This is a genomic window from Flavobacterium glucosi, from assembly GCF_048286535.1.
Lineage (GTDB): Bacteria > Bacteroidota > Bacteroidia > Flavobacteriales > Flavobacteriaceae > Flavobacterium.
This window is the reverse complement of the sequence record NZ_JBLVPK010000005.1, coordinates 34,951-58,850: the sequence shown is the minus strand read 5'-3', so window position 1 is coordinate 58,850 and position 23,900 is coordinate 34,951. Positions and strand designations below refer to the sequence as shown.

Below are 23,900 nucleotides of genomic sequence, written 5' to 3'. Positions count from 1 at the left end.
ATTGGAGTTCGGCTATTTTAATTCGATATGATTTCGAAGCTTTTATTCTCTATTTTTATTATGCTCAACGCTTTGGAATAGCTTAATAAGAAAGAAATTATTTCTTTTCTTGGTTTCCTGTTTTTTGAAACTGATGCTTTTTTTGAGTAAGTTTTTGCCATAGAGTAATAAATATTTTTCTTTGTATTACAACGCAGCAAGTTTAAACATAATGTTAATTGGTCAAAACAATTTGGTGCTTGTCAATCACTTTTCTCAAATTCATCAAAGCATAACGCATTCTGCCTAAAGCGGTATTGATACTAACACCCGTCGATTCTGAAATTTCCTTGAAGCTCATATCCTGATACATTCGCATCACCAGTACCTCTTTTTGATCAGCCGGAAGTCCTTCGATTAGTTTCTTTAAATCCATTTCGACTTGTTCCGAAATTATTTTATTCTCTATCGTTTGACAATCATCTGACATTATAGAAAAAATAGAGAACTCTTCAGTTTCTCTAAACATGGGCATTTTTTTTGTTTTCCTGTAATGATCTACAACGAGATTATGGGATATACGCATAACCCAAGGTAAGAATTTACCTTCTTCATTGTATGAGTTTGATTTCAAAGTTTTAATTACTTTGATAAAAGTATCTTGAAAAATATCGTTAGTAATGTCTTTATCCGGGATTTTCGAATAAATAAAACCATAAATTTTTGATTCGTGCCTTTTTATTAATTTAGCTAAGGCATCCTCGTTACCTGCGACATAATCCTTTACTAATGACGCATCAGGGAGTTGAATATTAACCATAATAATACTTTTTAGTTTTAAAATAAAATAAGAGATATCTCTAAAAAGTAGTTTTCTATTATAGGCTAGTGTTTATTTAAGTCTGTTAAGTTTTCAAATTTAACTAATTATTGTTTTAACATGCAAGTAAAATTAATAAAAATTAACAGAACAAGACTGAAATTTGTTAAAATTTTTCTACTTTTTTTCACATTCCTATAAAAATAGTATGCTGACAAATAACAATTAGGAGTCTTTCTCCAAAAATGAATTATAAAACTAAAAAAAGAAAGCAAGACTTGTTTCAGAACACACTTTAAAAAGCCTCATTTAAATTACTTTTTTTATATAAAATACTGATTCACTTAAACATACAAAAATACAGAATCAACAAACAACTGCACTTCAACTAACAATAATTATAATCTTTTTTAATGATTATTTGTGACTTGTTCAACCCTTTTAGTCAGTTGAAAATTGATTACTTTTGTAAAAATTATCATTTTTATGCAAGTTGACTTTTCGAAATTAGATCCAAAGAAAAATATCATCATAAAAGGCGCACAAGTACATAACCTAAAAAATGTAGATGTTGCGATTCCCCGAAATAAATTAGTGGTTATCACAGGGCTTTCGGGTTCTGGAAAATCAAGCTTGGCTTTCGATACTTTATATGCCGAAGGGCAGCGCCGTTACGTAGAAAGTTTGTCTTCCTATGCAAGACAATTTCTTGGAAGATTGGACAAACCAAAAGTGGAATATATTAAAGGAATTGCTCCTGCGATTGCCATCGAACAAAAGGTGAATACTACAAACGCCCGTTCTACAGTAGGAACTTCAACGGAAATATACGATTATATAAAATTGCTGTTTGCCAGAATTGGAAGAACGTATTCGCCAATTTCTGATCGGGAAGTCAAAAAAAATACAGTTACTGATGTAGTTACCGATGTAAAAACTTTCGAACTAGACAGCAAATGGCTTCTTCTTGCTCCTATTCATCTAGAAGAAGGACGAAAACTGGTAGACAAACTAAAAGTGCTTTTACAACAAGGTTTTGCGAGGATTTTGGTTAATAATGAAATGGTTCGGTTAGACGAAATTGATCAACATTCTTTAGATAATAAAGACATAAAGCTCATTATTGATAGGATTGTGGTCAATCCCGACACTTCGGGAGAAGAAGAATTCTACAATAGATTGGCTGATGCGGTGCAAACGGCTTTTTTTGAAGGAAAAGGAATTTGCCATTTACAAGAATTAAGCTCCGATAAAAAGTATTCCTATTCCAATAATTTCGAATTAGACGGGATTACATTTCTGGAACCAAACGTACATTTATTTAGTTTTAACAATCCATACGGAGCATGTCCCATTTGTGAAGGGTATGGCAATATTATAGGAATTGATGCCGAATTAGTGGTTCCAAATACCACTTTATCTGTTTTTGAAAATGCAATTTTCCCTTGGAGAGGAGAAAGTATGAGTTGGTTTCGAGACGAATTAGTAAATAACGCTTACAAATTTGATTTCCCAATCCATAAACCTTTTTATCAATTATCTGAAGATCAAAAAGAAATAATCTGGAATGGAAATACCTATTTTCAAGGATTGAATGATTTCTTCAAAGAACTGGAAGAAAAAAATTATAAAATCCAAAACAGAGTGATGCTTTCTCGTTACAGAGGAAAAACGAAATGTCATTCTTGCAAAGGAAAACGCTTGAGAATTGAAGCTTCGTATGTGAAAATTAACTCCAAAACAGTTTCTGATTTAGTTGATTTGCCTATTAAACATTTAGTCACTTTTTTCGAAAATATTGATTTAGATATTTATGAAAAACAAATAGCGAAACGATTATTGGTAGAAATCAATAATCGATTATCCTTTTTAACCGAAGTTGGACTAGACTATCTGACATTAAACAGGAATTCAGCAACACTTTCCGGAGGAGAATCGCAGCGTATCAATTTAGCAACTTCTCTTGGAAGCAGCTTAGTGGGTTCTATGTATATCCTGGATGAGCCGAGCATTGGTTTACACCCAAAAGATACAGAACGCCTGATAAAAGTATTATTATCGTTAAGAGATTTAGGAAATACGGTTATTGTGGTAGAGCATGACGAGGATATCATGAAAGCGGCCGATATGATTATTGATATTGGACCGGAAGCAGGTACTTTTGGAGGTAATTTGGTGGCCCAAGGCACGTATGATGAAATTCTAAAATCGACTTCACTTACCGCTAAATATTTGAATGGTGACTTAGAAATTACTGTTCCCAAAAAACGTAGGCTTTTCAAGAATTTTATCGAAATAAAAGGAGCTCGAGAAAACAATCTTCAAAATATAGATGTAACCTTTCCTCTGGATGTATTAACGGTAATTACCGGAGTTTCTGGAAGTGGAAAAAGTACATTGGTAAAGAAAATCCTTTTTCCAGCGATGCAGAAAAAGTTGGAAAATGCAGGTGAAAAAGCGGGACAGTTCACTGAAATAACCGGTTCTTTTTCGCAAATTAAACATATTGAATACGTAGACCAAAACCCAATAGGGAGAAGTTCGCGTTCTAATCCTGTGACGTATATTAAAGCGTATGATGATATTCGGGAATTGTATTCCAAAGAAAAACTATCAAAAATAAGAGGCTATCAAGCCAAACATTTCTCTTTTAATGTTGATGGTGGAAGATGTGAAACCTGCAAAGGAGAAGGTTCTATAAACGTAGAAATGGTTTTCATGGCAGATGTGCAATTGCCTTGTGAAACCTGTAATGGGAAACGATTTAAGAAAGAAGTGCTGGAAGTAGCTTTTGAAGGTAAAAATATTCACGATATTCTAACCATGACTATAGATGATGCAATTGCCTTTTTTATCGCCAATAAACAAAATAAAATCACTCAGAAATTGCAGCCTTTACAGGATGTAGGTTTGGGTTATGTACAATTAGGGCAATCGTCTTCTACACTTTCCGGTGGAGAAGCACAGCGTATAAAACTAGCATCATTCTTAGTGAAAGGAGCCACAAAAGAAAAAGCTTTATTTGTTTTTGACGAACCCACAACGGGATTGCATTTTCATGATATCAAAAAATTATTGGCTTCTTTTGATGCATTGATAGACAAAGGACATTCGATACTAGTAATTGAGCACAACCTTGATCTTATCAAATGTGCCGACTGGATTATTGATTTAGGTCCCGAGGGAGGAGAAAATGGCGGAAAATTATTAGCAGTTGGAACACCCGAACAAATTGTAAAAATAAAAGACTCCGTTACTGGGAAATACCTAAAAGAAAAATTATGAAAATGCTATTCTGAATAACACTTTTCTTCAAATGTATTACCATCTTCATCAATTGCTATGACAATATTTTTTTCTTTGGAAGAAACATACGTCAAATAAATCCAGCCAACTGACCATACTCCTAATGTCATACAACAAATTAAAAAATTAAACCCATGATCAACTTCTTTCCTGCCTTTTGATAAAACAGCAAAAGGCAACGTATCATTTTTTTCTATAATTGTAAATCCATGGTGGATTTTATTAGCTATGATACTAGAGAACTTTTGTAAGCTTTCTTCGTTAATGTATGGATTGCTTTTCATAATCATTGGGGTAAATTATTGTAGCTGTTTAATTATTGTCTTTTAAAAAAATAACAATTGCAAAAATAAGGATAGTCCCTTACTTTTACAATACCCACTTTTAGTGATTTTTGATCCATCCAAAAACAATTAAACGACTATTAACTTTCACAATTAAACTTCTCTACAAATATATATTTTTAGATGCATTGAAAGTTACACAATAATTATTTAAAGTTATAATATTCACATATCGGTTCCTTAATCATTTATATAATAAAGACTTATCTCCTTGTTTTCTAAAGAAAGAAAAAGCTAAACGAAGTTGATATTTTTTTGAAAAGATTATTTTAGAAATTGAGATTAGTCGTGTTTTTTGTACTAAAAAAATTATAACTTAATTCTTAACTTTTTTAAAACTACGTCTAAAGCTTGATTAATTTCAATAGAAATAACAAATTTATAATTGATGTAAACATATAAAAGAGTAACCAAAATTGATTTTAATCCAATACTAATTATTGGACTAAAAGGAAATTCCCAAAAATAAAACAACAAGAACAATACAAAAGTAATTGCAAGGGAATACAAGGTCTCTTTTGTAAATGGGTACAAATGCATACGCTTAACAACAAAAAGCAGTTTTGCCAAACTATATAACGTAATTGACATTAATGTAGCAACTGCAGTTCCCGTTATAGCGTATCTAGGTATAAAAAACATGTTTAATCCTACAGTTAAAAAAACAAGTAATAAGCCTAAAAACAAAACCATTCGGTAGTATTTTGAATTAAAAATAATGGCATTATTGTTTCCTAAAATCAAATCAAAGTATTTAGAAATCCCTATCAAAAATACCACAAGGATTCCACCACTATATTCTTTAGGAACCATTACATATAATTGGTTAATATTAACAAAAATACACAGCATTACAAAACCTCCAACAACTTGCAGATTAATTGAAGTCTTTTTATACAAATCATTTAATTCATCATGTTTATTCTCATGCATCAATTTAGCCGTTATGGGATACGTAATCTGATGCATCGCACGACTGGGAACAGCAATAACAGAAGCAATATAAGTCGCAACTGAATAATAGGCTATATTCTCAATTTTAATATATTGATTTAGCATAATCTTATCAATGTCCAGCAACATAACCGCAACGCTCCCTGATAAAATAATGAAAAACGTATAAACTAAAACATCTTTAACATTTTGAGGAATAGAGAACTGAAAAATTGGTTTTTTTATATGGAATGCATAAAACATGGTTATAATGAAAGCCAGAAAATAAATAATAGCGGTAGCATAAATAAATTCTACAACAGAAATCCATTTGTAATAAACTCCAATTAAAGCAAATAAAGAAAATAATCTAAGCCCTACCTCTTTGACAAAATTTCCAAAAACGGAATGCATGTGAACCCTTGCCCAAGCATAAAAAATTTCGAAATATGCCATACTAAGCCCTATAAATGGAATAAGCCACAAATAGTCCTTAACTACTGGATTCTCTTTACTCAAGTACAACGAAATAGGTTCAAAAAAGAATAAACCAATTAATACTAAAGGAATGCACAACAATAAAGGGATTAATACTGTAAATGATAAAAACTTGGAACGTTCTTCTTCTGTTTTATACTGGGTATAGAACTTAACCAAAGTATTTTGCATCCCAAAAGCCAATAAAGGCATAATAATATTTGCCCAAGAAAGTATATAGTTTGTTAAAGCATAAAATACAGTTCCTAAAAAAAATGGATACAAATAAAGGGTATTTATTGCGCCAATTCCAAAACCCAAATAGGTAATTATCGTATTCTTTAAAGATTGATTTAATACTATTCCCATTTTTTTTTGTCATTGCGAGGCACAAAGCAATCTCACTTTTAATTTACGATTTGTTAAGCAATTCAACCAGTTTTTTGGTAAGATTTTTTCTCGAATAGCGTTGTAATCCAACTCCATTTGACTGTAATTTACCTTCCAAAAACTGATTGTAAAAGTCCAAAATTACACTTTTAAGTTTCATTTTCTCCGAATAATCAAAAAATACGCCTGTATTGGTTTCCGTTATGATTTCAGCAAAATCAGAACCATTGGGACCAATCGCAATAATAGGCCTGTTAGATACCATGTATTCAAATAATTTTCCTGGAATAATACTTTTCGTATCCTCAGAATCAATTTCTATCAGCAACAAAACCTGTGACTTTCTTTGGTGCGCAATCGCTTCTGCATGCGAAACATAACCTAAATTATTCAAATAGGAATTAAGCCCAAATTGCGTAATCGTTTCCAAAACTTCCTGACTCACAGCACCTATCAATTTCACTTCTAAATGCGATTTGAAATCTGGAATCTCATGAATCAATTCAACTAAACTTTCCCATAAAATCAAAGGATTTCTCGCAGAAAGAAAAGAACCAATATGTGCTAAGCTGAACTTTGAATCCAAAGTTTGTTTTCCAACTTCTTCCGTATCATAACCGTTGGTTATTACCGCAATAGGTTTAGTGGTAATCTCCTGAAATTCCATTTTAGTAGTTTTACTGGTCACAATAATTGTGTCAGCTGTATTCAAAACCTGATGCTCTAATGCTTTGTGTTTCTTGGCAGCAAAACGGGACAATCGCAAGGATTTGTGATAGCCAATAGTAGTCCACGGATCTCTAAAATCAGCAAACCATTTCAAATCTAATTTTTGTTTTAATTCTAATCCAATAAGATGCAGACTATGTGGTGGTCCCGAAGTAACAATGGTATTAATATTATTTTGAACAATGTATTTTTCCAAATAAGCTACCGATGGTTTTACCCAAAAAACACGCGCATCCGGAATAAAAAGATTCCCGCGAATCCAAAGAAAAATTTTATCCAGAAAAGATTGCTTTTTCTGATTTGGAATAATTCCTGAACTGATTTTTTTGGTTTTATTTTTCGAAAGAAACGAAGCCAATTGATACGGTTCAAAAATTTTCTGTTTCAGAATAATCGCTTTATCAGAAACTTCTTTAACCAAGTTTTCATCAATAATAGGATACGTTGGATTTTCTGGAATATATACAACAGGTTGAATACCAAAATCTGGTAAGTACTTGACAAACTTAAGCCAACGCTGCACGCCAGGTCCTCCAGCGGGTGGCCAATAATAGGTAATTATTAAAATTTTCTTGGATTCCAAAGTTAGGATTTTGTTGAAATTGATTTTAAATCCGTAAAAAACAAATTACTGTTTTTATACAATCCTTTTGAAATAAAATATACACATGGTACAGATGGCAATGACAATATAAAACTAAATTTATCAGGATTAATGAAGTATAGCGTTAATAAAACTCCAATAATAATTCCTAAAAGAAAAAGCCAAAACAATATTTGTTGAAACGATTTTAAACTTAACAACTCATTCATAATTTTAATAAATATTTCTATTGTTTAGTTTCTCCAACTCTTCAATATCTAGTTGATCCTTTAGTCTGTTAGCTGCTTTTTTTGCAATAATTAAATTATCGTAGTCAATAAAAAACACTGGAATCCCATCTATATCTATGATATTAGCTTTTTCTAAAAGTGCTGCAAAAGACTGATTTTCTAAACCTTTAACAGAGGTCGTAATATCCAGTCTAAAATTAATATTTAGAGTGAATTCTGTCCAACCGGGAATGAATTGCATTGTTTTAATACTTTCAAAATCGCCTAATCCCATTTGCTTAATGGCCTTTCTCAAATTTTCACGATTCGTGATTGTGTCTTCAATAAAAATGTCTATATCTCCCGTATTTCTTCCGTAGCCGTAAATATTTACTGCAAATCCACCGATGGTTAGATAATTTACATTATTTTCTGACAAATACTTCCAAACATCTATTATTTGTTTCTGCATATTCATTTCAAATTATTTTGATTTTGAATATTTTTTTGCCGTTTGTACTATGGATGAAAGTTCGATTATTGCTATCAATTTTTCAAAACGTTGCTGATAGGTCAATTGTCTTATTTCTTCAATATACCTTGCCTCCATTACTGTTGGGTGTGCGTGATTTAATTTGACTTTGCCCATTTCAATTGAAATTTTAGAATCCGTTCGAAATTTATTTTTATCAAATTTACAAATAAATACTTAGACAGCTTACGCCTTTTTTTTCCTTTCGAAATAAATGCCACCGATCAACAGCAATAACATTCCTATTGAACTTATCAACGTAATAGTACTTCCGGTTTTTATTACTTGAGGTTCAAACTTAAATTCAATCGTGTGTTTTCCTGCTGGAATATTTAAAGCTCTTAAAACATAATCAACTCTAATATGATCTGTACTTTTTCCATCAATGTAGGCATTCCAACCTTTTCCATAATACATTTCGGAGAAAACGGCTAAACCGTCATTTGAGTTATTAGATGCATATTTCAAGTAGTTAGGTTTATAATTTTCTAAAGTTATAGTCGCTGAACTATCTTTGGCGAAAGCCGTATTTTTGATTTCAAAATCGTTCCTATTTACAACCGCCACATTTTTAGAATCCAAACTATCCAACGCTTTCATCTCTTCATCAGCAGAATTCACCAATTTTACTTGGCTCACAAACCATGCATTTCCATTAACAGCCGGATTAGATACTGGAAATTCTTTTCCTTCTTTGTCTTTTTGGATCACATACTTTACATTAAGCATATTAAGAACCTCAATGTTGTTTTTGGAAATTTGATAATCAATTAATTGCTGCATTCTTCTGGGTCTTACGGCGCTGTAACCGCCAATAGATTTATGGAAATAAGAAGCTCTTGCACCCATTAAATCTCCCACTTCAAAAACGCGGTAATTTGCCGTATCTTTAAGAATCTCCGTATCCGAAGGTGACTCTTGAAAAGGCACTTCGACTTGACTTCCGCTTACAAAATCTTTCCCGGAAACATATTTTTTATCCACAAAAAACAAATCGGAAACCATCAATAAACCTACAATTATAATGGCCGTATTTTGAGCAAATCTATCTTTAATGAACAACCATAAAACGCTTGCTGTTAACACAATAAAAAAGCCTGAACGCAATAAATCAGCGCTATACAAGCTCATTCGATCCAGTTTAAGTGCGCTTACAAACTCAGGACCGTAACTTTCTTGAAAATAAGCATCGTTTCCTCCTGAAAAGCTGAACATGTTTTTGCTTAAAAATAAAATCAAAATAATTCCTAAACCTAAAATTGTCGTTTCATACAATGCTTTCCATTGCAGTTTTTTGTCTAATTTGAAGAAAGACTGTAATCCCATAATAGCCAAAACTGGGAAACACAATTCCAAGACAACTTGAATCGAAGATACCGCTCTGAATTTATCATACATGGGAACATAATCAATAAAAAAGTCGGTCAAAAAAGGGAAGTTTTTACCCCATGAAAGCACTAAAGCAACTATTGAACCGGAGAGAAATACATATTTAATCTTTCTTTTATCAATAAATAAAGCCAAAATCGCCAAAAAGAATACTACAATTCCAATATATGCGGGAGCTGCAACAATAGGTTGATCGCCCCAATACGTTGGCATTCCCGAAACAAAATCAGTTGCCTGATCCTCTGGAACTCCCTGACCTATCATGAATTCATACATATTACTGTCTTTACCAACAGCCTCATTATTAGAACCACCAAAAAGTCGGGGTGCAATAAGATTAAAACTTTCCATTACTCCATAACTATACTCCGTGATATAGTCCTTAGACATTGAAGAAGTAGTCTCATTTTTTGAACCGTTTGGATTAAATGTCAGTTCACTTTTACCACGAATACTAAAATCAGCATATTCAGAAGTTGCCAATAGATTCGTAGCATTGGCACCAATAGCTAAAATTCCTGCTGCTGCTAATATTCCAAAGGAATACAACAAGGATTTATATTCCTTGTCTTTTACTTGCTGATATAAAAAATAAGCAGAAAGAATCAATAGGAAAATCAATAAGTAATAGGTCATTTGGAAGTGATTCGCATTGATTTCTAATGCTGTCGCAAAAAGCGTAATCAAACCTCCCAGAATGTATTTTTTTTGAAACACCAAAATAAATCCAGCAATAACCAGTGGCATATACGCAATAGCGTGTGCTTTAGCATTATGACCAACTCCAAGAATAATTATCAAATAGGTAGATAAACCAAAGGCTAATGCACCAAAAAAGGCTTTTAAAGGATCCACTTTTAATACCAGCATCAAGCCATAAAATCCAAGAAAATATAAAAATAAATAATCCGCAGGACGCGGTAAAAATCGCAATGCATCGTCTATCGCACCAATATAATCGTGAGGATATTTGGCTCCCAATTGATACGTTGGCATTCCACCAAAAGCAGAATTAGTCCAATACGGTTCAACATCATCTGTGGCTCTAAAGTCATTTTGCTCTTTGGCCATTCCTGTATACTGCACGATATCAGATTGGAAAATTTGTTTTCCTTGCAAGACAGGATAAAAATACAGGAGAGAAATTACCACAAAACCAAGTATGGCTATGGCGTGTGGATAGAACTTATTTATTATTTTCAATGTAAAATGGTTTGGATTAGAATAAAAACGGTGCTAAAAACGACAAATTTAATCTATTTCTTCGTAATCAACATAATCGCCCACTTTTTTGGTTTCGCGTTGATTTTTAGCATTTTCCGCATTGTATAGTATTTCATCCTTACTTTGTGTTTTTTTCCAAGTATTATCTTGCGCGTACTGTTGCTGTTTCTGCATATTTTCGCCGGCTTTTTCGACTACTTTTTTAACCAATAATGGCAAAAATAGTTTTGCTAAAAATCTAAAAATATAATAGAAAGCGATCATATAAAAAAGCGCTTTTATAAAGCCAGTGAAAGAAGCTGTTTGCATATAAGTGTAATTTTTTCCAAAATTAATAAATCAACCGTTCAAAATTAAAATATCTCTCTTAAATAAATAATAAAATATAGTACATTTGAAAAGCGTTATTACTTTTTAACTCAAAAAAAATAATATGTCCAAAATCAAAATCTTACTTATCGCTGCTTTTTCAATGATTCCAAGTATTCATTATGGCCAACATACCGATCAAATAAATTCTAATAGACCAGGTGAAACCATGTCGGCTTATGCAGTGGGAAAATCAGTAATTCAAATAGAAACAGGTGTTTACGGAATAAAACAAAATCACAGTTTATTGAATTATGACGCCAATGGTTTTGGGATTGATGCCACATTACGTTGGGGATTATTTATGGAAAGGCTGGAATTAATAGCCGATTTACAATACCAAAATGAAAAATACACCACATTATTCAACAGTTCAAATCGAGCAGATTTCAAACAAACTGTTTTAGGAGCCAAATATTTGATTTACGATCCTTTCAAAAATTACGAAAAAAAGGTAAACATCTATAGTTACAAAGCCAATCGAGCATTTAATTGGCGCCAGTTAATCCCGGCAGTTTCCGTATTTGCGGGAGCTAATTTTACTATGGCAGAAAACCCTTATTCTTTTTCTCCAGAATCCAGCATATCACCAAAAATTATATTAATTACCCAAAACCACTTGGGCGATGGAAAATGGGTTTTTGTAACCAATATCATAGCCGATTATGTGACCACTGACTATCCAAGCTATGGATATGTCTTGACTTTAACAAGAGGATTTAATGACAAATGGTCTGGATTTGTAGAAAATCAAGGATTTAAAAGCGACTTTTACAGCGATGCCATTGTTCGTGGAGGTGCTGCTTATTTATTGAATAAAGACATGCAAATTGACGCATCGATAAGTACAAGTCTTAAAGATACTCCTTCCGCACTGTATGGTGGTATTGGTTTTTCTTGGCGTTATGATGCTAATTACCAAGAAGTAAGAATAAACATTGACAATAAAGATTCCGATAAAAAAGCTTTAAAAAGAGCAAAAAAGACAAAAAAAGGATAATGATTACTATTAAAGAAGCTACAACAAAAAGTGAATTAAAGGATTATATCAAATTCCCTTTTTCCCTATACAAAGATAATAAATATTGGGTTCCGCCAATTATTGCTGATGAATTAGAAACCTTCGACAAAACAAAAAATCCGGCTTTTGAAAATGCCGAAGCCTATTTTTACATCGCCTACCAGAACAATGAAATTGTAGGTAGAATTGCAGCAATCATTAATTGGAGTGAGGTAAATGACCAGCAAAAAAAGAAAGTCCGTTTTGGTTGGTTTGATGTGATTGATGATATCGAAGTGACAAAAGCTCTTTTGGGAAAAGTGTATGAATTAGGTCGAAAAAATAATTTAGAACACGTTGAAGGTCCTATGGGATTTTCAAATTTGGATAAAGTTGGTGTCTTAACGGAAGGTTTTGACGAGATTGGAACTATGATTACGTGGTACAATCATCCGTATTATGCTCGTCATTTTGAGCAATTGGGATATCACGTAGAAAAAGAATACTTAGAGAGTAAATTTCCTTTCGAAAATGTAAAACCGGAATTTTTTGAAAAGGCAAATGATTTGGTGAAAAGAAGATACCAGTTAAGTCCGCTCAATTTCAAAACTACCAAAGAAGTGATGCCGCTTGTGGATAAAATGTTTGATTTATTCAACGAATCCTATGCTTCTTTATCTTCTTTTGTAGCTATTTCAGACGTTCAAAAAGAATATTTTAAGAAAAAATACATCAGTTTTATCAACCCCGAATTCATCAAATTTGTGGAAGATAAAGACCATAACATTGTTGCTTTTAGTATTGTAATGCCTTCTTTTTCTGAAGCGTTGCAAAAATCAAAAGGAAAATTATTTCCTTTTGGATTCCTTCATTTGCTTAAAGCAAAAAACCAGAGTAAGGACATGATTTTCTATTTGATAGGCGTTCATCCTGATTATCAAAACAAAGCGGTTACAGCGATAATTTTCAATGAATATTATCATACTTTCAAAGAAAAAGGAGTTGTCAATTGTTTCAGAACCCCTGAATTAGCAGATAACCTTGCCATACATAACTTATGGAAACATTTCAATCCTGTTGTTCACAAACGAAGATGTACTTTTTTAAAGAATTTATAACAACTTAGATTGTACTAATTAAAACAAAAAAATCCATTCGCCGTGGCAAATGGATTTTCTTATTTTAAATAATCTTGTTTTATCGCAAAAATTACATTTTGCAATCTACTTTTGACAAAACGATATTTCCTTCAAATTTTAGCTGTTTCGTGTCTTTAAACGTGACTTTTCCTTTGTTATCATCAACAACATCACCATACCCTTCAACATACGTATTTCCCTTTTTCAAAAAGGCAACTTGACGAATTGAGGAAACTCCCTCGGACATAAAAGTATACTCTGCAAAAAGCGTATCGCCTTTTATTTCCCCCACTAAAGCACCTTCATTTTTATCTTTCTCAAAAAAATTATAGCTCAGTTTTCCTGAAGCTATTTGATTCCCTTTTATATTCAAAGACATAGAAATGGTATCTTTTTTAATAATTGCACTATAGCATTCTTCCGAAACAGGTTCATCAACAACTATTCCTTCTGATGGAACTGGAACTTCTTCCATTTCTTTTTCTTTTTTACAAGAGACAAAAACACTCATAAAAACGACACTCAATAAAATTACTTTTTTCATAAAATTCAAATTTTAGATCGTATAAATATACTCTTTATTGCCTAAATTTATTTCAAAAAAAATCCATCAACAAAAGCTGATGGATTTTTATAAACTCAAAATTGCAATAATTTTAAAAACTAAGCGTCTAAATCAACCGTAGTTCTTTCAGCAATTTCTTTATAAGTTCCGTTTTCCAGTTTTTCACGAATAGCTTCAAAAGCCGTTAGTGTTTCGTCAATATCTGACAAACTGTGAGACGTTGTTGGTATCATTCTCAACAAAATAATTCCTTTTGGAATTACTGGGTAAATCACAATCGACAAGAATATTCCGTAATTCTCTCTCAAATCATTTACCATAATCATTGCTTCCGGCACACTTCCTTTAAGATAAACTGGCGTAACACAAGTATTAGTATCTCCAATATTGAAGTTTCTAGAACGCAATCCGCTTTGCAATGCATTTACATTCTCCCAAAGTTTGTCTTTCAATTCTGGGTGATTACGCAACAATTCCAATCGTTTCAAAGAACCAACTGTTTGAATCATCGGCAATGCTTTAGCAAACATTTGCGAACGTAAATTGTATTTCAGGTAATCAATAATGTCTTTATCAGCTGCTACAAAAGCACCAATATTAGCCATTGATTTTGCAAAAGTCGAGAAATAAACATCAATATCATCTTGAACTCCTTGCTCCTCACCTGCTCCAGCACCTGTTTTCCCTAGTGTTCCAAAACCATGTGCATCATCAACTAACAAACGGAAATTGTATTTTTGCTTCATCGCAACAATCTCCTTCAATTTTCCTTGTTGCCCACGCATTCCAAAAACACCTTCAGTAATAAAAAGGATTCCTCCACCTGTTTCCGTAGCTATTTTGGTAGCACGTTGCAGGTTTTTCTCCATACTTTCGATATCGTTGTGTTTGTAAGTAAAACGTTTTCCACTATGCAAACGAACCCCGTCAATAATACAAGCGTGCCCATCAACATCATACACAATCACATCATTTCTAGTCACCAAAGCATCAATTATAGAAACCATTCCTTGGTAACCAAAATTCAATAAATAAGCCGATTCTTTCATTACAAAAGCAGCTAATTCCTTCTCTAATTGTTCGTGATATTTAGTATGACCACTCATCATACGAGCACCCATTGGAGCAGCTGCACCAAACTCTAACGCAGCATCCGCATCTGCTTTACGCACTTCTGGATGATTTGCAAGACCTAAATAATCATTCAAACTCCAATTCAAAACCTCTTTTCCTTGAAATTTCATTCTTGGGCCTAAATCTCCTTCTAATTTTGGAAATACAAAATATCCTTCTGCTTGTGAAGCCCATTTCCCTAAAGGTCCTTTATTGTTCTGAATCCTTTCGAATAAATCTTTTACCATAATATATCAAGTAATAATTTTAATTTTAAGAAGTTGCAAAAATAATTATTTATATTTTATAAAAGTATTGAAAGCGAAATTATTTTTCAGGGTTTATTCTCATGAGTATCAGGAGCAATTTCCTGCTCTCCACTATATCTTTTGTGCCGTCAAGAAAGATTGCTCCGTCCCTCGCAATGACGACACAAAAGGATGCCGTTTCGATCAGGGCTAATACCAAAACTTCGAGACGTATTCCACAATAAACTTTGTATATTTGAATAAATATTCCAACATTAGAAATTTATGTCACAAGATACAAAAGAATTAAAACTGGCCGTTCTCATTGATGCTGACAACGTACCATATAGCAATGTAAAAGGAATGATGGAAGAAATTGCCAAATTTGGAACACCAACTACCAAACGTATTTATGCCGATTGGACCAAACCGAATGCGGGAGGCTGGAAAAGTGTTTTATTGGAACATGCTATCACACCAATCCAACAATATAGTTACACCGTAGGGAAAAATTCATCGGATTCCGCCATGATTATTGACGCTATGGATTTATTATATTCGGATAAAGTGGATGGTTTTTGCATTGTTTCCAGTGATTCTGATTTTACAAGACTCGCCATACGCCTCCGTGAATCCGGCATGAAAGTGATCGGAATTGGAGAACAAAAAACCCCAAATTCATTTATTGTTGCCTGCGATAGGTTTATTTATATTGAAGTTTTGGACGGAGCAATAAAAAAGAAATTACCCAAACGAACCGCATCCGATGCTAAAAAAGCAACTCCAAAAAGCCTAAACAAAATTGATTTACAAACTATCGAATTAATAGAATCTACCATTGAAGACATTGGCGATGATAGTGGATGGGCCTTTTTGGGTGATGTAGGAAATCTAATTGTAAAGAAAAAACCAGAATTCGATCCCAGAAATTATGGCTTTTCTAAACTTACTCCAATGCTAAAATCCCTTACTGATATTCTAGAAATTGACGAAAGAGACTCCGATAAAAAAGGCATCAAACATGTTTATGTGAGATTGCGTTTTAGTTGAACTAATTTTTTTACCTCTAGATATAAAGTGTCTTTTTTAATTGGCTTAGATAAATAATGATTCATCCCAATTTCTGCCACACGTAATTTAGTACTTTCCATCACATCAGCGGTTACTGCAATAATGGGGACAGAAGCATTCGCGGCTCCTGCTTCCCCATTTCTAATCGCTATAGTTGCTTCATAACCATCCATTACCGGCATTTGAAGATCCATTAGCACAATGTCAAAATGGTTTGTTTTAAAAGCATCCAAGCATTCCTGACCGTTATTAGCATACACTACAGTCGTGTTCAACCATTTTTTAGTGATCATTTTAACAACCATTTGATTAATCGGGTTGTCTTCTACCACTAAAACTGATTTACCTTCTAAATCGTAAATCATGTTCGTCGCCAAGACTTCTGCCATTTCTTCTTGTGGCACTATATCAAAATCAAGAGTAATTATACAAGTAGTACCTTCATTGACTTCACTATCCATTTCAATGGTACCGTTTTGCATATCCACTAAAATCTTTACGATATAAAGACCTAATCCAAGTCCTCCAAATTTTCTCTTATTATCAATACTATTTTGAGAAAATGAATCAAAAATACTATTCATTTTTTCTTTAGGAATTCCTACTCCAGAATCTGAAACTGTAAATTTTAAACTTGCACGATTATTTTCCTTGATTTTACAGTCAATATCAAATTTCACAAAACCTTTAGAGGTAAATTTAATGGCATTATTTAATACATTATTTATAACTTGAACCAATCGAGTCACATCACCCATTAAAAAATCAGGAATGGCATCTGATTTTGAAAACTTAAACGCTAATCCTTGGTCATTGGCTCTATTAACTGCATTATTTTTTAAATTTTCGAAAACTCTCACAGGATCAAACTTTGTGGATTCCAATTTTAATTCTTTTTTCTCAATTTTAGAAAAATCTAAAATATCATTGACAGAACTCAATAAACTGTGCGAGGAATACTTTATTATTTGGCAATTTTTTCTGATTTCATCATCCTGAACCTCAACAGAAATTGAATCAATCATATTCATAATTGCATTCAATGGTGTTCTTAATTCATGGCTGATATTCGATAAAAAATAGGATTTCAAATCATTCATCTCTTCTGAACGAACCAAAGCAAGTCGATTGAGTTCGTTTTTTTCGTTTTTAAGATTTCTAATCAAATTTGCCATTGAAAGCGAAAGAAAAATCACTTCTAAACCAGTACCAAATTTCGAGCTGTTGTCTGTCCAAAAAACAGATGGCAAAACACTAAAGTTTTTTAATATAAAAATAACGAAACCGCTAATCAAGAAAAAAATACCAATTGAAAAAAACTTTTCTATTTTTTTGGTCTTGTAATAAACCACTACAATTGACACCAGAATTAGTAACAACAAAAACAACCCTAACACATTTGCAACTGGATATAAGTATTGTAGCGATTTTGGATAAACTACCAACGATAGAATTGAAAGTAAATCCAAACCATATAAAACATAAAATAGTTTATAAACGGTTAAACTATACTTTTTGATATTCAAAAATACTTGCGAATATTTTCCTAAAAAAAAGTTGGCTATTGTAGCAAATATTATTACAGAGTGAGAAGACAACCAACCATTATTTGGCGTAAAATATTGATAAAAATAGCCATCTACCGAAAATTGTAGTAATCCTATGAAAGTAACGTATAAGCTATAATATAGAAAACTTTTTTCTTTCATTGCAAAATAAAAGAACATGTAAATTATTGCAGTTATAAACAACAAACCGTAAAAAATTCCAAAAATAAATTGCTCAAAGGAAGCCATTTCCAATTCTTTCTCGGCGGACTTCATGTAAATTGGAGCATTTATTACTTCGCCATCACTTTTTAAATGAAGATAAAAACGAGTCACTTTGTTCGGCTCTAAAATTGGCCTAAACAGGGTTTTTGTATAGTTTAATGATCGCTCTTTAAAAGGCATTATATCCCCGCTTTTTAACAACGTAATCTTCCCACTTGGATCAACAACATACAATTCAGCTACATCAACTATTGCCCTGGAGGTCTCTATAAATGGTCGAATATCGCTTTTTGTATTATTAACAATCTCAAATACTAACCAATAGTTATCATCTGTAAATCCTAAATCTTTATTTTCTACGAGTAATGGTTCAAATTTTAGAGAGGTATCATTAATAATCTCTTGAATTGTATAATTGCGCTGTCCTACATTTACAATTTTGGCATATTTGTGTAAAGAAACTACATCTTTAAATAAAGAATCATTTACTACATATTGGGCTTTTGTAGAAATGCTTAAAAACAAGAAAATTAGCAAGAAGTAAAACGTGCTTAATTGTATTTTATAATTTTTAAATTTCATCTACGATATAATTTATTATCATTTACGTTTTATTAAAACAATTGGTTTTACACTGATTAAAAAAAAATTAGATAATTTAATTTTTCAACAACTACCTATTTGGTCCCTAAAAAAATTAAAATGCATTAAAAATCAATTTGATTGTAGTTCACAAAACTATCAAAATATTAATATATAATAAGCAATTTAGACTCTTTAAACAACAAATAATAGGAAAAAGCAATTTTTTGTTTTTGGAATTATAATCTTATTTTTAAGTTCAATTATTGCTTACTTTTACAAATATAGTATCTTTTTTCCTTTAACAATTTTAGCTGTAATTCTCCTTGGATTTGCAAACAGCACCCAAACCAAGCATGCCATTTTAAGAAATTCTCCGGTTTTGGGTTATTTCAGATATTTGTTTGAAATGATTGCTTCTGAACTTTAACAATATTTTATAGAACGTTCCACAGATGGAAACCCTTCTCCAGAAATCAACGTTCACTTGCCTATCAAAGAGCCAAAAATATTGATTCGACAACCCCTTTTGGAACACAACTAAACTTAAATCAATCAAGTTACGAAGGAATTAAACATTCATTCCCCCACTATTGTCAACGAAGAATTGCCGCGGGTGCTGGTAGGAGGTAAAGACTGCTCACAACCATATCTTGCTTGACTTTTAAATATATCAGCAATGAGTTTTGGTTCTTTAAGTGAAAATGCTATAGTGGCGTTAAATAAAGGAGCGCAAAAAGGAAACTTTTATCACAATACTGGTGAAGGAGGATTAACTGAATTTCATTTGCAAGGTGGCGATGTAACTTGGCAAATAGGAACCGGATATTTTGGTTGTCGTGATGACAGAGGCGGTTTTGATGGAGGTAAATTTACTGAAAAGCGAATTTACCAAAGTAAAAATGATTGAAATCAAATTATCACAAGGTGCAAGACCGGGTCATGATGGGGTTTTACCCCCAGCCAAAAACACCGAACAAATAGCTAAAATAAGAGGTTTACAGCCACTCACCACCATTCTTTTTCCTCATAGCCATTCTGCATTTTCGGACACTAAAGGGTTAGTAGAATTTATTGCAAAATTACGATTGCTGTCTAATGGGAAACCAATTGGTTTTAAACTATGCATTGGCGAAACCCGTGAATTTGAAATGATTTGCCAAGAAATGATTTCTCAAAATTGCTTTCCTGATTTCATCACCGTAGATGGCGCCGAGAGCGGAACTGGCGCTGCTCCGCTAGAATTTGCTGATGGCGTGGGAATGCCATTTGAACCAGCACTTATTTTTGTAAACAAAACTTTAGTACGTTTTAAAATCAGAGACAAGATATGTGTCATTTGTAGTGGCAAAATCGTATCCGGATATTCAATCATTCGAGCGGCAGCCCTTAAAGCTGATATGTGTAACAGCGCACGGGAGTTTGTGTTTTTATGCTGTATCCAAGCCTTGCGATGCAATAATAATCGATTTCCTACCGGAGTTGCGACGCATAATAAAATGCTGATGAAAGGACTGGTTATAACGGAAAAATCAGAGCGGGTATATCATTTTCATAAAAATACGTTACACGCAGCTAACGAACTTCTTGCTGCCGCAGGTAAAAATAGTTTTGCTGAAGTTGACATTAACATTTTAATGCGTGGTGATGAATTTGCCCATTTATCTGATTTGTATTTCCCCGATAATTTAAAAAGTGTCCGAAAACATTAAAACAAAAAAGGAGGACCTTTAGAGTCCTCCAGTTGTCAGTTCTGATTTACCATTATCAACTCATACAATTATAGTAGTATAGCTGGCTATTGAATTAACCTATCTTATTGCAAGATCGATACACTCAAGTAATTAATCAAAACTACACTCAAAGATATTACTTTATTTATTGTAAAATAATGCAAACCAAATATTTAACTAATAATTAACGGGCTAATTTATAGTGTTAAAATTACGACCAAATAGTGATTTTATACTTTTAAAAGTATTTTACTTAATTCTTATCTTTAAAACTAAAATCCTTGGAATTGAACCACAAAAAAGGAGGCCTTTTTAAAGGGCCTCCGATTGTAAATTTTGATTTACCATTTATCAAACATACCGTTCAGTACGAAATGATAATTTGAATACTCTTCTCTTTTCAGATGGTTTTTATTCAAGTGATTAATCAAAACCACACTCAAAGATACAACTTATGTTAGTTACATTATTAAAAAACAACACTTTAACTATTTATTAACGCATTGACATTCAGTTTATTAAATAAATATTTGGTTTTTGAATTCCAAAAAAAATAGAGATCGTTATAATCAACAGGCTGTTCCGGTTACTAAAGACATTCTACCAAGACCAAATTTAAAAAAGTGTATCTTTGAAGTGTACAATTAAAACTAAAAAAATGCAACTTGTTTTCGCTTCCAACAATAAAAATAAAATACTCGAGATACAAAGTATACTTCCCAATACCATCAAAATTCTTAGTTTAGAAAGTATCGGTTGTCATGAAGAAATTCCTGAAACCGCAGATACCATTGAAGGGAATGCCATCTTAAAAGCAAATTATGTTACCCAGAATTACGGCTACGATTGCTTTGCTGACGATACTGGACTTGAAGTGGATTCTTTAAATGGGGAACCTGGAGTTTTTTCTGCAAGATATGCTGGGGAACAGCGTAATGCTGATCAAAACATGAATAAAGTATTAGAATGCTTATCAGGTAAAAATGATAGAAAAGCACAATTCAAAACAGTGATTGCATTAAATTTAAACGGGAAACAGCATCTTTTTACAGGAATTGCCCGAGGCGAAATTACTTTAGAAAAATCTGGTAATCAAGGATTTGGCTACGACCCTATTTTCAAACCTGAGGAATATCAAGAAACTTTTGCTCAATTATCATTGAATATAAAAAATAAAATCAGCCACAGAGGAAAAGCCACACAACAATTAATTGATTTTTTAAAAGGAAATAAATAAACGTCGTAAAATAGAACTTTTTTACAACAAAAAAATAAATTTCATGGCGTAATTTCACTCTCAAACACTAAATCAAAACACACTATTCTCAAATAAAAAATATAACTTTCTGATAATCAAATTATAATAAAACATTAAATCTTAAAATAGCATTAGTTTATATGAATTATAAACAGTAATTTTGCACCCTATTTTAAAAACACATATGAATAAATTTGAACAATTAGGATTGAGTGAATCGTTACTGAAGGCGATTTTAGATCTAGGATTTGAAAATCCGACCGAAGTACAGGAGAAAGCGATTCCCCTATTATTGGAAAAAGACACAGATATGGTTGCGTTGGCTCAGACAGGGACAGGGAAAACGGCAGCTTTTGGTTTTCCAGTTATTCAGAAAATTGATGCCAACAACAGAAATACACAAGCATTAATTTTATCTCCAACACGCGAACTTTGTTTGCAGATTACCAACGAAATTAAAAACTACTCTAAATACGAAAAAGGTATTAATGTGGTAGCAGTTTACGGTGGAGCTAGCATAACAGACCAAGCGAGAGACATAAAGAGAGGTGCGCAAATTATTGTGGCAACTCCAGGAAGAATGCAAGACATGATTAATAGAGGTTTGGTAAACATATCTCAAATCAACTATTGTATTCTTGACGAAGCTGACGAAATGTTGAACATGGGTTTCTACGAAGATATCGTAAACATCCTTTCTACTACGCCAGACGAAAAAAACACATGGTTATTCTCTGCAACAATGCCTGCTGAAGTAGCACGTATTGGAAAACAATTTATGACAGATCCAATTGAAATTACAGTTGGAGCTAAAAACTCAGGTTCTGCTACAGTTTCTCACGAATTTTACCTTGTAAATGCACGTGATCGTTACGAAGCGTTGAAACGTTTAGCTGATGCTAATCCAGACATTTTTTCTGTAGTTTTTTGTCGTACCAAAAGAGATACACAAGCGGTTGCTGAAAAATTAGTTGAAGACGGATACAGCGCTGCTGCATTGCACGGAGATTTATCTCAAGCGCAACGTGATGGTGTAATGAAATCTTTTAGAGGAAGACAAATCCAAATGCTTGTAGCTACTGACGTTGCTGCACGTGGAATTGACGTTGATAGCATTACTCACGTAGTAAACTACCAATTACCTGACGAAATCGAAACCTACAATCACCGTTCAGGCCGTACAGGTCGTGCCGGAAAATTAGGGACTTCTATCGTAATCGTAACTAAAAGTGAATTGCGTAAGATTTCTTCAATTGAAAGAATCATCAAACAAAAATTCGAAGAAAAAACAATCCCTTCTGGAATTGAAATCTGCGAAATCCAATTGTTACACTTAGCTAATAAAATTAAAGATACAGAAGTTGATCACGAAATTGACAACTATCTTCCTGCAATTAACAGCGTACTTGAAGGTTTATCGAAAGAGGAATTAATCAAGAAAATGGTATCGGTTGAATTTAATCGTTTTATCAATTACTACAAGAAAACCAGAGATATTTCTAATCAAGCTTCAGGTTCTGAAAGACGTGAGCGTGATGATAGAGATGGAGCTCCAAGAGAGAATAACAATGGTGGTGCAACAAGATATTTTGTGAACATAGGTTCTAGAGATAACTTTGATTGGATGTCATTGAAAGATTACTTGAAAGAAACATTAGACTTAGGTCGTGATGACGTTTTCAAAGTAGATGTAAAAGAAGGTTTCTCTTTCTTTAACACAGATCCGGAACATACTGATAAAGTAATGGAAGTATTGAACAACGTACAATTAGAAGGACGTAGAATCAATGTTGAAATTTCTAAAAATGACGGTGGCGGAAGACGTGACCATAACGGAAGAAGTTCAGGTGGAAGTTTTGGTGGCGGAAGAAGTGCTGCTCCAAGAAGAGAAGGAAGCTTTGCTCCAAGGAGAGAAGGTTCTGGCGGTGGATTTAGAAGCGACAGAAGTTCATCTGCTCCTAGAGAAGGTGGATTCGGACCAAGAAGAGAAGGTGGTTTTTCATCTGACAGACCTAGAACTGAAGGTTCATCTGATAGAGCCCCAAGACGTTCTGAAAGCTTTGGTGACTCACCAAGACCAAGAAGACCAAGAAGAGACTAACATTCATTGTTAA

The 23,900-nt window shown here is 32.9% G+C and carries 17 protein-coding genes and 1 pseudogene; 7 read left to right on the top strand and 11 right to left on the bottom strand.

Annotation, left to right across the window (positions count from 1 at the left end):
* Positions 1-214: 214 nt before the first annotated feature.
* Positions 215-799: an RNA polymerase sigma factor gene (locus ACNQGD_RS10365; RefSeq protein ID WP_282715214.1), complete on the bottom strand. Its 585-nt coding sequence runs from the start codon at positions 797-799 to the stop codon at positions 215-217.
* Between the two features lie 486 nt (positions 800-1,285).
* On the opposite strand from ACNQGD_RS10365, the gene uvrA reads away from it, so the two are divergent.
* Complete coding sequence (uvrA, locus tag ACNQGD_RS10360) at positions 1,286-4,084, top strand: excinuclease ABC subunit UvrA (RefSeq protein ID WP_417999219.1); 2,799 nt, start codon at positions 1,286-1,288, stop codon at positions 4,082-4,084.
* Positions 4,085-4,089: 5 nt separating this feature from the next.
* On the opposite strand, the gene ACNQGD_RS10355 is transcribed toward uvrA, so the two are convergent.
* The 7 genes from ACNQGD_RS10355 to ACNQGD_RS10325 form a co-directional block, all read right to left on the bottom strand.
* Positions 4,090-4,389: a hypothetical protein gene (locus ACNQGD_RS10355; protein WP_417997401.1), complete on the bottom strand. Its 300-nt coding sequence runs from the start codon at positions 4,387-4,389 to the stop codon at positions 4,090-4,092.
* A gap of 369 nt (positions 4,390-4,758) precedes the next feature.
* A complete protein-coding gene (locus tag ACNQGD_RS10350) occupies positions 4,759-6,228 on the bottom strand; it encodes a lipopolysaccharide biosynthesis protein (protein ID WP_417997400.1) in 1,470 nt (489 codons plus the stop codon).
* A 43-nt stretch (positions 6,229-6,271) separates the two neighbouring features.
* Complete coding sequence (locus ACNQGD_RS10345; RefSeq protein ID WP_417999218.1) at positions 6,272-7,561, bottom strand: glycosyltransferase family 4 protein; 1,290 nt, start codon at positions 7,559-7,561, stop codon at positions 6,272-6,274.
* 234 nt (positions 7,562-7,795) lie between these two features.
* Positions 7,796-8,269, bottom strand: coding sequence for a nucleotidyltransferase (locus ACNQGD_RS10340; protein WP_417999217.1), 474 nt, complete (start codon positions 8,267-8,269; stop codon positions 7,796-7,798).
* A gap of 6 nt (positions 8,270-8,275) precedes the next feature.
* A complete protein-coding gene (locus tag ACNQGD_RS10335; protein WP_417994507.1) occupies positions 8,276-8,440 on the bottom strand; it encodes a hypothetical protein in 165 nt (54 codons plus the stop codon).
* 69 nt (positions 8,441-8,509) lie between these two features.
* Positions 8,510-10,915 (bottom strand): YfhO family protein, encoded by a 2,406-nt coding sequence (locus ACNQGD_RS10330; protein WP_417999216.1) that lies wholly within the window; start codon positions 10,913-10,915, stop codon positions 8,510-8,512.
* Between the two features lie 48 nt (positions 10,916-10,963).
* Entirely contained in the window at positions 10,964-11,245 is a 282-nt protein-coding gene (locus ACNQGD_RS10325; protein WP_417999215.1) for a DUF4834 family protein, read from the bottom strand.
* Positions 11,246-11,369: 124 nt separating this feature from the next.
* Between ACNQGD_RS10325 and ACNQGD_RS10320 the strand changes: the two genes are divergently transcribed.
* Together ACNQGD_RS10320 and ACNQGD_RS10315 are read left to right on the top strand one after the other, a co-directional pair.
* Positions 11,370-12,305, top strand: coding sequence for a transporter (locus tag ACNQGD_RS10320; RefSeq protein ID WP_417997396.1), 936 nt, complete (start codon positions 11,370-11,372; stop codon positions 12,303-12,305).
* Positions 12,305-13,423 (top strand): GTP cyclohydrolase, encoded by a 1,119-nt coding sequence (locus ACNQGD_RS10315; protein ID WP_417999214.1) that lies wholly within the window; start codon positions 12,305-12,307, stop codon positions 13,421-13,423. Before ACNQGD_RS10320 ends, ACNQGD_RS10315 begins: the two co-directional genes overlap by 1 nt.
* Before the next feature lie 91 nt (positions 13,424-13,514).
* Here ACNQGD_RS10315 and ACNQGD_RS10310 read toward each other — a convergent pair whose 3' ends face one another.
* Together ACNQGD_RS10310 and ACNQGD_RS10305 are read right to left on the bottom strand one after the other, a co-directional pair.
* Complete coding sequence (locus tag ACNQGD_RS10310; protein WP_417999213.1) at positions 13,515-13,988, bottom strand: hypothetical protein; 474 nt, start codon at positions 13,986-13,988, stop codon at positions 13,515-13,517.
* Between the two features lie 119 nt (positions 13,989-14,107).
* Positions 14,108-15,370 carry a cysteate-C-fatty acyltransferase gene (locus ACNQGD_RS10305; protein WP_417994513.1) on the bottom strand — a complete coding sequence of 421 codons (1,263 nt, stop codon included), beginning with the start codon at positions 15,368-15,370 and terminating at the stop codon, positions 14,108-14,110.
* A 285-nt stretch (positions 15,371-15,655) separates the two neighbouring features.
* Between ACNQGD_RS10305 and ACNQGD_RS10300 the strand changes: the two genes are divergently transcribed.
* The gene (locus tag ACNQGD_RS10300; RefSeq protein WP_099714738.1) at positions 15,656-16,420 is read left to right on the top strand and encodes an NYN domain-containing protein; all 765 of its coding nucleotides are present in this window, start codon (positions 15,656-15,658) and stop codon (positions 16,418-16,420) included.
* On the opposite strand, the gene ACNQGD_RS10295 is transcribed toward ACNQGD_RS10300, so the two are convergent.
* Positions 16,396-18,795, bottom strand: a complete 2,400-nt coding sequence (locus tag ACNQGD_RS10295; RefSeq protein WP_417999212.1) for a hybrid sensor histidine kinase/response regulator — start codon at positions 18,793-18,795, stop codon at positions 16,396-16,398. The genes ACNQGD_RS10300 and ACNQGD_RS10295 overlap by 25 nt on opposite strands.
* A 241-nt stretch (positions 18,796-19,036) precedes the next feature.
* On the opposite strand from ACNQGD_RS10295, the pseudogene ACNQGD_RS10290 reads away from it, so the two are divergent.
* The 3 genes and pseudogenes from ACNQGD_RS10290 to ACNQGD_RS10280 all read left to right on the top strand — a co-directional run bounded on the left by ACNQGD_RS10290 (position 19,037) and on the right by ACNQGD_RS10280 (position 23,887).
* Positions 19,037-20,507 (top strand): annotated as a pseudogene (locus tag ACNQGD_RS10290) (FMN-binding glutamate synthase family protein).
* A gap of 679 nt (positions 20,508-21,186) precedes the next feature.
* Positions 21,187-21,765, top strand: coding sequence for a non-canonical purine NTP diphosphatase (locus tag ACNQGD_RS10285; protein WP_417999211.1), 579 nt, complete (start codon positions 21,187-21,189; stop codon positions 21,763-21,765).
* Positions 21,766-21,970: 205 nt separating this feature from the next.
* Positions 21,971-23,887: a DEAD/DEAH box helicase gene (locus tag ACNQGD_RS10280; protein ID WP_417994515.1), complete on the top strand. Its 1,917-nt coding sequence runs from the start codon at positions 21,971-21,973 to the stop codon at positions 23,885-23,887.
* Positions 23,888-23,900 lie beyond the last annotated feature (13 nt).